The organism is Candidatus Symbiopectobacterium sp. 'North America' (genome assembly GCF_015762685.1).
Taxonomy (GTDB): domain Bacteria; phylum Pseudomonadota; class Gammaproteobacteria; order Enterobacterales; family Enterobacteriaceae; genus Symbiopectobacterium.
Window position 1 is genome coordinate 124,660 of sequence record NZ_PEHF01000095.1, and the last position, 12,458, is coordinate 137,117.

General features: G+C 54.0%; 7 protein-coding genes and 4 pseudogenes. 4 read left to right on the forward strand and 7 right to left on the reverse strand.

Features of this window, described 5'->3' with window-relative positions; translation table 11 throughout:
* Positions 1–10 precede the first annotated feature (10 nt).
* Both CS369_RS20490 and ftsP read left to right on the forward strand, forming a co-directional pair.
* Positions 11–748 (forward strand): 1-acylglycerol-3-phosphate O-acyltransferase, encoded by a 738-nt coding sequence (locus tag CS369_RS20490; RefSeq protein ID WP_196908492.1) that lies wholly within the window; start codon positions 11–13, stop codon positions 746–748.
* Positions 749–811: 63 nt separating this feature from the next.
* Entirely contained in the window at positions 812–2,218 is a 1,407-nt protein-coding gene (gene ftsP, locus CS369_RS20495) for a cell division protein FtsP (protein ID WP_196908493.1), read from the forward strand.
* A gap of 236 nt (positions 2,219–2,454) precedes the next feature.
* Here ftsP and CS369_RS20500 read toward each other — a convergent pair.
* Both CS369_RS20500 and CS369_RS20505 read right to left on the reverse strand, forming a co-directional pair.
* A pseudogene (locus CS369_RS20500) lies at positions 2,455–3,356 on the reverse strand (alpha/beta hydrolase).
* Positions 3,357–3,384: 28 nt separating this feature from the next.
* Positions 3,385–3,873: a phenolic acid decarboxylase gene (locus CS369_RS20505; RefSeq protein WP_196908494.1), complete on the reverse strand. Its 489-nt coding sequence runs from the start codon at positions 3,871–3,873 to the stop codon at positions 3,385–3,387.
* 101 nt (positions 3,874–3,974) lie between these two features.
* Here CS369_RS20505 and CS369_RS20510 point away from each other — a divergent pair.
* A pseudogene (locus CS369_RS20510) lies at positions 3,975–4,867 on the forward strand (LysR family transcriptional regulator).
* Positions 4,868–4,880: 13 nt separating this feature from the next.
* Here the strand turns inward: CS369_RS20510 and CS369_RS20515 are convergent.
* Entirely contained in the window at positions 4,881–5,834 is a 954-nt protein-coding gene (locus CS369_RS20515) for a PfkB family carbohydrate kinase (protein WP_196908495.1), read from the reverse strand.
* Entirely contained in the window at positions 5,834–7,234 is a 1,401-nt protein-coding gene (locus tag CS369_RS20520; protein WP_196908496.1) for a cytosine permease, read from the reverse strand. Before CS369_RS20520 ends, CS369_RS20515 begins: the two co-directional genes overlap by 1 nt.
* Positions 7,235–8,034: 800 nt before the next feature.
* Here CS369_RS20520 and CS369_RS20525 point away from each other — a divergent pair.
* Entirely contained in the window at positions 8,035–8,772 is a 738-nt protein-coding gene (locus tag CS369_RS20525) for a GntR family transcriptional regulator (protein WP_196908497.1), read from the forward strand.
* A gap of 437 nt (positions 8,773–9,209) precedes the next feature.
* Here CS369_RS20525 and dkgA read toward each other — a convergent pair.
* The 3 genes and pseudogenes from dkgA to metC all read right to left on the reverse strand — a co-directional run bounded on the left by dkgA (position 9,210) and on the right by metC (position 12,408).
* Positions 9,210–10,055 (reverse strand): annotated as a pseudogene (gene dkgA, locus CS369_RS20530) (2,5-didehydrogluconate reductase DkgA).
* A gap of 254 nt (positions 10,056–10,309) precedes the next feature.
* A complete protein-coding gene (locus CS369_RS20535) occupies positions 10,310–10,969 on the reverse strand; it encodes a DedA family protein (protein ID WP_196908498.1) in 660 nt (219 codons plus the stop codon).
* A gap of 241 nt (positions 10,970–11,210) precedes the next feature.
* Positions 11,211–12,408, reverse strand: a pseudogene (gene metC, locus CS369_RS20540) (cystathionine beta-lyase).
* Positions 12,409–12,458: the final 50 nt, after the last annotated feature.

Here is a 12,458-nt window from a genome sequence, read left to right on the forward strand (position 1 = left end):
TGAGGTCGTTATGTTATTCATTATCCGTTTTGTTGTAGTGGTGATTCTTTCCATTCTGATTTGCCTGTTCGGTACGATTTACTGCCTGTTTAGCCCGAAGAATCCGCGCCACGTGGCGACTTTTGGTCATGCGTTTGGGCGGCTCTCGACCCTGTTTGGCCTAAAAGTAGAAGTCAGAGTGCCTGCGGATGCGGGAAACTATGGCAACTGCATTTACATTGCCAACCATCAGAACAACTACGATATGGTGACGGCGGCAAATGCGGTGCAGCCTGGCACGGTTACGGTCGGTAAAAAAAGCCTGGTGTGGATCCCGTTCTTTGGTCCGCTCTACTGGCTGGCAGGTAACTTGCTGATTGACAGAGAAAACTGCGCCAAGGCGCACGGCACTATTGCGCAAGTCGTTCAACACATCAAAGAGCGCAATATTTCTGTCTGGATGTTTCCAGAAGGCACGCGCAGCCGTGGTCGTGGGCTAATGCCGTTCAAGACCGGGGCGTTTTATGCCGCGATTAGTGCAGGCGTACCGATTGTGCCTATTTCTGTGACCGACACGCACAATAAAGTCAAACTGAACCGGTGGAATAACGGTCATGTTATCGTTGAAATGCTGCCACCGATTGACGCCTCTGCATACGGTAAAGAGAAGGTGCGAGAACTGGCCGCGCATTGTCATGATGTGATGGCGGCGCGTTTGGTTGAACTGAATGCTGAAGTGGCTGAGCGTGAGAAAGCGGCGAAGCGTTAATGTTTTTTACGCCCTCTGCGTTGGCGGGCGTACACGGTTGGTTAGCAAGATTACGGAGTTTTTATGTCACTTAGCCGCCGTCAGTTTATTCAGGCATCGGGGCTTATGGTGTGTGCGGGCGGGCTACCTGCGACGGCGCAGGCAAAGGGTAAGCAAAATGCTCTACCCATCCCGCCGCTGTTGGAGTCTCGCCGCGGGCAGCCGCTTTTTTTGACCATGCAGCGCGCGCACTGGGCGTTTTCCGGTGACCGTAGAACCTCAGTGTGGGGCGTTAACGGACGCTACCTCGGCCCGACGGTAAAAGTGTTCAGCGGCGATGATGTCAAACTTATCTACGGCAACCGCCTGAATGAGCCAGTCTCCATGACCGTCAGCGGCTTGCAGGTGCCAGGCCCATTGATGGGCGGAGCTGGGTGTATGATCTCTCCGGGGACCGACTGGGCTCCTGTGTTACCAATTCGGCAGGCGGCGGCTACCTGTTGGTATCACGCCAATACGCCGAATCGTATGGCACCACACGTTTATCAGGGGCTGGCCGGGCTTTGGCTGGTAGAAGACAGCACCAGCAAGAGCCTGCCTATTCCGAATCACTACGGCGTGGATGATTTTCCGCTGATTATTCAGGATAAGCGCCTGGATAACTTTGGCGTTCCGGTCTACAACCCGCCCAGTAGCGGAGGCTTCGTCGGTGATACGTTGCTGGTAAACGGTGTGCAAGAACCGTTTGTCGAAGTCTCACGCGGTTGGGTGCGCCTGCGTTTGCTGAATGCGTCAAATGCGCGCCGTTACGTGATGCGCCTGAGCGACGGCCGCCCGATGTACCTTATCGCCAGCGATTTGGGTTTTTTACCGCTGCCGTTGGCGCTGAATCAGGTTTCCCCCGCGCCGGGTGAACGCCGTGAAATTCTTATTGATATGTCCCAGGGCGGTGAAGTGACCTTGACGGCAGGCGATGCGGCAACGTTGATGGAACGACTACGTGGCTTGTTTGAGCCCTCCAGGATCCTGGTGTCAACGCAGATACTGACGTTAAAACCCACCGGTTTGCTGCCACTGGTGACGAACAATCTTCCCGCCCGTTTGCTGACGGATATTGTGCTGCCTGCCAATATCAGTCGGACGCGAGAGTTCCGTCTGGGTGATAGCCTGCCGGGGATTAACGGTGCGATGTGGGATATGACGCGCACGGATGTACAGACGCAGGAAGGACGCTGTGAACGCTGGATTGTTCACGCCGATTCACCACAGCCGTTCCACATTCAGGGGGCGATGTTTCTGGTGCGCAGCATCAACGGCGCTGCTCCTGCTGCCGATCAAAGCGGCTGGAAAGACACGGTGTGGGTGGACGGCGATGCTGAACTGTTGGTTTATTTCACCCAATCGTCATCGGCATCATTCCCGTTCCTCTACTATAGCCACACGCTGGAGATGGCAGATCGTGGTTCCACCGGACAGTTGGTGGTGCAGTAAAACGGCACGATAAGGGGGCGTAGACCCCTGAAGTTGCTGACAAACAGCCCAACGCCCTCCATCATTTCCGCCACCACTGTCATTCCCGCCCACCACCGTCATTCCCGCGCAGGCAGGAATCCCTCGACGAAACACGTTTCTTCTCACAGAGATCCCCGGCTTTCGCCGAGGATGACGAGGGGTAAAGTGACTTTGCCATTGGTCTAAGGGGGCGCATGGCTCTCCTTTGTTTTGTATTACAGATTGGCGTTTGGGTTACTTGGCGTTGCCACGGCAGGTGTGGCAGCAGAAACCTTCAGCGTCTGTTTGAACCACTCCACCACACGATGAATCAGCGGCTCTTGATACCACGGCAAATCGCCGTGATTCGCCCTTTCCAGCAACACATACTCTGCCGGATTTCCGCCCTGTTTTAATGCCTTAAACAACTGAGCACTTTGTACCGGGGAAATCGCGGAAGGCCGCACCGTTAACCAGCAGTGCTTCGATTGACGCCGGTGAGCGGTGTACATCCTGAATATTCTCTGGGAAGCTAGCGCCGATGTTGAGCAGATTCGAGAAACCATAAAGGGTTACAACAGCTTGCACATCTGAGTTTTGATCGAGATATTCTCCTTTATCGAAGGCTTTCTCACCATTTGTAGTGCCTAGCATTTGTGCCAAATACCCGCCAGCAGAATCCCCTAAAACGCCGATACGCTGCGGATCAATGCCGTATTCTGCGGCATGCGCGCGCAGATAGCGCATGGCAGCTTTACCATCGACCACCGGCGCGGGAAAGGTGTCCGGTACTACGTGATATTCTGCTGCCGCAACGACAAAACCGGCTTGTGCCAGCGCCAGACGCATCTCAGTCGGCTGAAATCAGGCCGCCGCCTGGGAAGTAGACAATGGCCGGTTTCAAGACATTCGTGCGAGGCACCAACAAAGACATTTTCAGTTGGCGCACTGAGCGTGTACTTTTGATTTGTGAGTAAACGACGTTGCTGAGCGTATCGACTTGTCCACGGACTACTGGGATTTCAATGACTTCGGCACCGGGAGTGTAGCCGGGGAGTTGCTGTGGGGCAGCATTAGCGGACGTGGAGGCAATGCCTGTCACCATCGCGCCAATCAAGGCAATCTGTTTTATTTTCATGACTTTCCTTACGTGACTGCGGTATCGGTTACTTCAGATTTTCAGGAAAATTGGCCGACAGTTCGCTGGCCGGGCAAGCGATCACGCTTTCGTTATCGGGGCCGCAATCACGCACAAAAGTAATGGTGGCAAACTCGTCGATCACTTCCGTTGGGTAGGCCGGGCCAGCAGCGCGATAGGCTTCCATGGTCGGGATATGATCGTTTTGAAAGCACACGATTTTTTGCGGATCGTTGATAACCCAACGCGGGAAGAAGATGGTGCCGTGGAACAGGAGATCGCCCAGATTCCCGATCAGGCTGACATCGGTGCCCGTCGGTTCCGTCCACGAAATTTTATAAACGCTGTGGGCAAACTGATCCTTGACCCAACGGTTAGCGACGATGCCGCTGTGAATTTGGTAATCAAGCGTGTGGTCGTTCTTCACGTAAATCTCATAGTTCCAGCCATTATCGTAGGTATAAACCAGATGTTTGCCGACAAAATCGCTGAGATCGTGCTTATCAAATGTACTCATGGTCCTGCTCCTTTTGTTCTTGATGTCAGGATCATATTGCGTCACTCTGTGAATTAATAACGCTGATTTTTCATCTAATTCATCCAAAATGTAGATTGATTATGCACAAGACAACGCTGGAACAATGGTTCTTGCTGGATAAGGTGATTGAGCTGGGCAGCTTTGCCCGTGCGGCGCAGGCCACGCACCGCAGCCAGTCTTCGGTGAGCTACAATCTGGCGCTGCTTCAGGAGCGCCTTGGTGTGGCATTGCTGGAAGCTAAAGGGCGCAAAGCGGAGATAACCCCTGCCGGCGCGCTGCTGCTGGCGCAGGTCAGGCCGCTACTGAATGCGTTTCATTATGTGGAAACGCAGGCGGCACGCTTAAAAAAGGGGTGCGTACGCGTCTCGATCTGGTGGTCGATAACGTATTTCCCCGTGAGACGCTGTTTGCCATCTTACGTGAATTTCAGCAGTTGCATCCTGATACCCATCTCCATCTGACGGAGATACTGGAGAACCAATCCTGGGACGTGGATGCCGATGTGGCTGTACTGACGCGGCGTGAAGATATGATGGGGCGGGGCGAATGGCTGATGAACATCGATTTTGTTGCCGTGGCACACCGCGATCACCCGTTGCATCAACTCCCTGCACCGTTACGTGAAGAAACGCTGTTGCGCTATCCGCTGGTACGAATTGCTTCTCGGGAAAACAGCATGCCATTGGCGGTAACGGCGGCCACTGAATATTGGACGTTCTCCACCGTAGAATCGGCGATTGAAGCGGTAATGCATCAGGTTGGTTATGGCTGGTTGCCGGAAGAGTGGATTACGGCACCGCTGGCGTCGGGAATGTTAAAAAAGCTGGCATTACGGCACGGCACGCGCTGCGCCACGCCGCTGCACCTGATTGTCCGGCGGGCGCTGGCACCGCTGGATGAACAGGTGAAAACGTTGCTGACACTGTTTCGGCGCGTCAGCCGCAGTACGCCCCAAATGGGACGTACCGAATAAGCCTGCCTGTGGCTTAACGCGTGGGGAAGATGGGCAGCGGGGCGGCGTCGGGGAAATACTCGTCTAGCGTTTTCCAGTCGGGAGGCCGTGACGAGCCTTGAACGGCAACCATACAAGCGGCAACGCGATTAGCCAAATCGACCGCCTGCGTCAGTGGCCAGCCCGCAGCAAGGCCAGCCAGCAACCCGCTACAGTGCGCATCACCTGCGCCTATGCTGTCTACTACCGTGACTGGATACGGTGCCACTGCTTGCGGTGTGGCGTCCGGCGGACAAATCCATGCCCCGTCCTTATCCAGTCGACAAATCAGCGTAAGCCCACTGCGCGCGGCGTACTGCTGTGCCAGCGCGATAATATCGCCTTCGCCCAGCAGGTGACGCGCCTCGTCTCGGTTTAGCGTCAATAGCGTGCGGCTGCCAAACAGCGCAGTGATAAAGCCGGGTGGAATGCCCGGTAGACGAGGGCCGAAATCGATCAATTTTTGCTGGGGCTGCGCCAGTACCCAGGCGCGCAGTGCGGCACCGCCAGTACCAAACAACTCGTAGCTATTCACATAAATCAGCGTATCAGCGGCGGGTTGCAGACGTTGCAACATTGCTGCAGTGATATGGGCCTCACAGCCAGTGATACTGATAAACGTGCGCTCGCCCCCCGGCTCCGCCAGCGCCAGACACCAGCCGTTGTCCATATCGGGGTGGCGCATCAGCACAGGCAGATGCAGCGCTTTCATGGCGCTTTCCACCGCGTTGCCCCAGGTACCGTTGCCCACCGGCATACCGTTGAGCACTGGAGCTCCAAGACGGGTGAGCGCACGCGCGACGTTAAAGGCACAGCCGCCGATTTGCAGCCCGTTGTCTTTGGCTTCCACGTCTTCGCCGCTGAGCGGCATACGTGGAACGCCCAGCAGCATATCGCCACAAGCACCGCCGATCACCAGCACGTGTCGAAGCGTTTTTCCTTCATGCATTAGTGATTCTCCTTAGGCTGTAGCATGACATAGAGGCCATAGGTTACACCGCTGACACCGAAGGAGACGAACAGCCCAAGGCTAGAGTTTTCGAAGATACCGGTTGCCCACGGGCCATCGATAAAGCCGGTTTTGGTCACCATCAGCCCGGCAAAGGCACCCAACAGCCAGCTCAGTAATGGCACCCAGCGCACGCCGTTATTCTTGCCGTTGACGGCAAACAGCGCGTCATTATCGTAGCCACTGCGTTGGCGCAGACAGATGTAGTCCAGAATAAACACCGCAGACCACGGACTGAGAAACAGGCCGCAGAAGATCAGAAAGGCGATAAACGGCGAAAGGAAATCTTGCGATACAAACAGAACGTAGACTGCAACGCCCACCACCAGCACGGCATCCAGAGAAACCGACACCGACTGGCGCAGTTTTACGCCGATAGCCAGCAGGTTGAGGCTGGCAGAATAGAGGCTGAGCACTGCGATAGTGACGATACCCGCGGTGGCCGTCAGCAGATAGGGCACTGACATCCATGTTGGCAATACGGTTCCGATCAGGGCGATGGGGTTAGCCGAACTGGTTAACTCCGGTAACTGGGCTGAAAGTAAAATGCCTGCCAGCATCAGCAGGACGAGCGGTAACGCCGAGCCGCCGACCACGGCAAAAAAGACACTGCCGCGCGTGGTGGTAGGGCTTTGATAGCGGCTGTAGTCCGCTCCAGCGATGGCCCAGCCGACCCCGGTGCCCGCCGCAATCACGGATACGGCCGGGAGAAAACCAGTCAGCCAGTTGCCAGACGGCAGTGCCAGTACCACATCCCACGGGGTGCTGAACAAGATATAAGTCACGACGATCAGCGTCATGGTGCCGAAGATTTTGGTGATCCAGCTTTGCATCAGGATCAGGGTGTTTTGCCCAAGAATACTCACCACAATGGTCAGACCGCCAAACAGAATAAGGCAGATGGCAGTTAGCGTAGTGCTGCTGGTAAAACCAATGGCTTCAAACAGCGCCACTAGCGTCAGTGTGCCGGTGGTGAGGTTAACGGCTTCCCAACCCATCAGGGTAAACCAGCCAAAAGCGGTAGGGGCGATATTGCCTTTCAGGCCAAACACCGCACGCGACAGGGTCAACGTAGCCGTGCGGCCCGTCTGCCCGGCAAACGAGGTATATCCCACTAATGCAAAGCTGGCAACGCCTGCAATGACAGCGAGCAGCGACTGAATAAACGATAATCCGAATGAGACGATGATGGCACCATAAACGATGCCAAGAATACCAATATTCGCAGCACACCAAATCCAGAACAGTTCTAATGGTTTTCCTGTGCGTTCCGCAGCAGGAACAATATCAATTCCCGTATTTTCAACTTGCCAAGTCTTATTCTGCTGTGTTTCACCCATGACGGCGGCTCCTTGTTGGCCTTAATGAAGCGGGTGGCGGAAAGGGCAGGCATGCAGTGACTATTGATAACGGCAGCCATGCCGAAGAGAGAGTCCGATGCTAAAACATAGCAGCGGAACGGCAGGACAGACAGTAATTTAATGCGTTTGTTGAATTGCGGTGTGAGGAGTGCGCGTGGCGCTGGTGAGCCCTGGATGGCAGAGTGGAAAAATAAAGGAGCAGCCAAAATAGAATGACTGCCCCTTTTCTCAGCTCATGCGTGGGTGAAACGTGTGATACCGAGTGACAAAATAAAACGACTGTTAAAGGTGTTGTTATGTGCCTAAGGGTCTGGCACCAAGTACTGCTTATTGCTGTATGTTGTCTTTATGCCATTTCATGTTAATGGACTGTCTTTCTGGTTGTATTCTTCGCTACTGCACGACATTTTCGCTACGTATTTTTCCGGGTGTTGCTAAGAGTCCTTTCGTATCTCATTGAGACAACCGCTGGCATACCTGCTCAGTTCACATTTTCTGCTCTGAGCGCTGTTCTCATCGCACGATCTACTTAAATAACAAGGACATTATTGTGATCTGTGTCGTGAGATGCTGTTTTGTGGTCAACTAAATGACCCCCTGGTGTTGGCACGTCTATATTTAATGTATACAATTCACAATGCAAAAGCAAGTCCAATAAAATGCCATTGAGATACCAATACGAGTCCTGAGTCTTGTTTCGTGGTAATGTGCTCTTGCCATGCTGACACCTGTCGGGGGGATGCTACCCGTGGCGCAAAAAAACACTATAAGGCCGTACTATGCAGGAGCTATTTCGTTGGGTCAGGCAAACACTTGAGAAACCCTCTACAGCGCCGCGCTATATGCAATTGGCGATGGTTTTGGAGCAGGGTGTTAACCAGAATAAAGAGCTGGCGGGGCAGTTTTTTCCTGCTGAACGTGCGATCGCGCAGCAGTTGGACATTTCTCGCGTTACGGTCTCTCGCGCATTGTCGCTGTTGGAAGAAAAAGGATTGATTGTGCGCCAGCAGGGCGTCGGGACGCGCATCAGCCAGGATCTTGACTATTCACTGGATGATGAAGAAGCCGGATTCACTAAGCTGGTGTTGCAAGCCGGAGGTATTGCCGGTAATCGCTGGCTGGAGCGCACCACCACGCTGTTACCGGATGACGTCGCCAGCAGCGTTCCTGCTTTGAAAGGTGAGCGCGTGACCAAACTGCGGCGTGTACGATTGATCAACGGTGAACCCGTGTCGCTGGAAACCACATGGATCCCGTTGGCGTTATTGCCTGGGCCGGAGATTCTGGAGCACTCGCTCTATCAATACTGGGCGGAGCGTGGAATTCTCCCGGCGAAAAAGAAGGTGCGCATCAAGGCGATTGCATGTCAGGCTGAAACAGCGCGTTTGTTAAGCATTCAGCCAGGCATGCCGCTGCTGTTTTATCGCCAGCATACCTACAACGCGCAAAATGGCTTGCTCGAATATTGTGAAATTTACTGTCGCAGTGATATCTACGAAATACAGATATCGGGCTGAATCCGTGTCTCAGCCAGCCTCATTGTCGTTGAGGCTGGCTGTCTCGTCAGATTATTGACAACCGCCTCGGGCCTGGCAGTGAACCCACTCGGGTGTGCCCACATCCGGACCTGTTGCCGGGTCGTCGAAATACATTCGATCGTAGCCTATGTGCGAGTTAACGCCCGCGGTAAGGCTCAATATACTCGCTAGGAGCAGATATTTGATTGCATTTTTCATCGGTAACATCTCCATCATTCATAGGGTTTGGGTATTACTCGAACGCCTGAACTGCGCCATGAAGCAGGGTCTTTACCTGATCAACGGATGCGGGGGAGCTCGTTTGGTGTCTGTTAATGTTGGAGGGGATTCTGATTGTTATTTGATAGCGATCTTGAGAGGGTAGGCGAGTGCAGCGAAAAAAGGGATTTCCGCCACCCGCAGTGGCGGAAACCACGTTAGTCTTTGGTCGGAAACGTGGTGCGTGGGACATCCGGGTCTGGTCCCAGCCGTTTGCCTGCATCCAGCTTGGCGATTTCGCCCAGCTCGTCTTTGTCGAGGCGGAAATCGAACACATCGAAATTTTCTTGGATGCGCGTGGGGGTAACGGATTTGGGGATCACCACCAGACCCGAATCTAAATGCCAGCGGATCACGATCTGCGCAGGCGTTTTGCCGTATTTCAGCGCGAGCTGACGTATCAGCGGCTGTTCGAATACCCCTTCTCCTCCTTATGCCAGCGGACTCCAGGACTCGGTTTGAATCTGGTGCGTGGCATTCCAGGCTTGTAATTGGCGCTGTTGGAACAAAGGGTGTAGCTCAACCTGATTGATGACCGGGAATACGCCGGTTTCTGCTTTCAGGCGTTGTAAATGGTGTGGATGAAAATTGCTCACGCCAATGCTTTTCACCAGTCCCTGCTCCTGCAAACGCAGCAGGCCGCGCCAGGCATCAACATAGGTATCCTGATCCGGCACTGGCCAGTGGATCAGATAGAGATCGACAAAATCCAGCCGCAGCTTTTGCAGGCTCTCTTCCAGCGCTTTTTGCGGATCGGATTGATCGGTATTCCACAGTTTGGTGGTGATAAACAGCTGATCGCGGGGTAGCGTGCTGGCCTGTAGTGCCTCTCCGACGCCAGCTTCGTTTTTGTAAATCGCGGCGGTATCAATGGCTCGGTAGCCGATGTGTAGCGCATCGCTCACTGCGGCCACCGTTTGGTCGTGTGTCGCCTGCCACACGCCCAGGCTGAGCTGCGGCATAATGTTGCCGTCGGCCAGTTTGATCATGGGTTGCGTTGTCATGTCATTCTCCTTTATTCGAGAATCCTCCCTGCCGAGGTCGGCAAGGGCTCGGTTGGATTTCAGCCACCGGATACGGTGATGAATGGCATCCCTTCAACCCTGTTCGTAATGGACAGGAAATGTCGGTTAAGTCTAGCCGAAAATAGCAGCAAAGCGGCGAGGAGATATAACGGTACCTGCTTTTCTTGCGCGTAACATCAAGAAAATTAGAGGGTAGCGGGTACCGTTGAAGAAGAGCCTGGAGAGGTCCTGCGTTAGGCGGCGGAGCGCCTTCTGTGCCACAACATTACCAGCATGCCAACCAATCCACTGATCAGTAAAACAATGGGGAGAATGATCAGCGCGGTCATCACCTGGTCTTCATAGCGTTTGACCAGTGGCACATGGCTAATGGCATAACCCAGTGTGACGATACCAAACACCCACAGAAAACCGCTGAGCCAGTTAAACAACTGAAAACGCAGGCTGTTGAGGCCAGAAATGCCCGCCATGGTCGGCAGCAGGGTGCGGATAAAAGCCAGAAAACGGCCAATCAGCAACGCCACCAAACCGTGACGATGGAACATATGATAGGCTCGTTGGTGATAGTGTGCGGGCAGTTGCAGCAGCCACCCTTTCACGATGCGCGTATCTCCCAACCAGCGACCTTGCAGGTAGCTGAGCCAGCAGCCGAGACTGGCCGCTATGGTAAGCAGGAACATAGTGGGCACGAAGCTCATCACGCCTTTGGCGATCATGGCCCCGGTCAGCAGCAACAGGCTGTCTCCCGGCAGAAACGAAGCCGGCAGCAAGCCATTTTCCAGAAATAATGTTGTGAAAAGAATGCCGTAGATAACCCAGATAACATTGGGGTCGGCCAACGCACTGAAATCTTGCTGCCACAGCGCCTGAATGATGTCGTGAACCACACTCATATTACTTCCTGCCAGGTGTAGGGGCCCAAAGTACAACACTGCTCGCACAAATGTCGAACGGATCAATCTGTGTCGCTAAGCAATATCGTAGGGCCAAGATCTTAGTGTCGCCAATACGAACGCCTTTCGGCGACAGACATAAGCTCTGTTATTCGTGTAAAGCGGTTTTTTTGTCTTGCTTATTCCGTTCATCATACACGCTTTACACACACCTCCGCAGCCATATCAAGGGATATCGCCGTCACACTTTGTGAATTCTGTTGAATCCGGCTGTCAAATCATCGATCAGATCATCACAGTCTTCAAGCCCGATATGTAACCGAATAAGTGTGCCGGTGAAGTCGACGCCACCCGCGGGACGAATCGAAGCCAGATCCTCCGGCTGATTAGCCAGGATCAGGGATTCGAAACCACCCCAGGAATAGGCCATGCTGAAATGCACAAAATTATCCAGATAGTCGGACAGCTGCTCCTTGCTCAGTTTTTGCTTTAGCACAAAGGAGAACAATCCGTTACATCCGGTGAAATCACGGGCATAAAACTCATGCCCTTTACAGCTCGGCAGTGCCGGATGGTTGACGACCGCCACTTCTGGCCGTTCAGCGAGTCAGTGGGCGATGCGCAGGCTGCTCTCCTGATGCTGTTTGAGGCGAACCCCGAGGGTGCGTAGGCCGCGACTGGCGACGTAAGCGGTATCGGCATCGACCATTTGCCCCATCAGATAGGAGTGCTCACGCAACTGATCCCAGCAGAGTGCGTTGGCAACAGCGGTACCCAGCATGGCATCTGAGTGGCCAACGATATATTTGGTGCCGGACTGCACGGAGATATCAATCCCAAACTCAAGTGCTTTAAACAGAATGCCCGCCGCCCAGGTGTTATCCATAATGATCACGATGTCGGGGTTAACGAACGCGACGCACTGCGCTGACGATGGCTGGCACATCGTACACTTCCATGGTGATTGAACCGGGAGATTCGAGGAGCACCACTTTGGTGTTTTCCTGAATCAGGTCAGCAATACCGGCACCGATCAGTGGATCAAAGTAGCTGGTGGCAACATTGAATTTACTCAGCACATTATCGCAGAACGCCTGAGTCGGTTCGTAGACGGAACCGGTCACCAGCACATGATCACCGCCTGAAACAAAGGAGAGGATCGCATTGGAGATCGCCGCTGCGCCGCATGGATAGAGCGCACAGCCCGCACCGCCTTCCAGCTCCGTCATTGCTTCCTGCAATGAGAAGTGTGTCAGGGTGCCGCGACGTCCGTAAAACAGACCGCCTTTGGCTCGGTTGAGGGTGGCCTGTTTCTTGTCGGCAACCGTCTCAAAAATCAGCGATGAAGCGCGTTGGATAACGCTGTTGACCGATCCCTGTGTGTATCTTTTGCTGCGTCCTGCTGAGACCAGCGCCGTTGCTGTTTTCTTGCTGCTCATGTCTGTTTCACCAAAGAGAATGGAAACGGCTACGTTAGCATGGTGTAAAG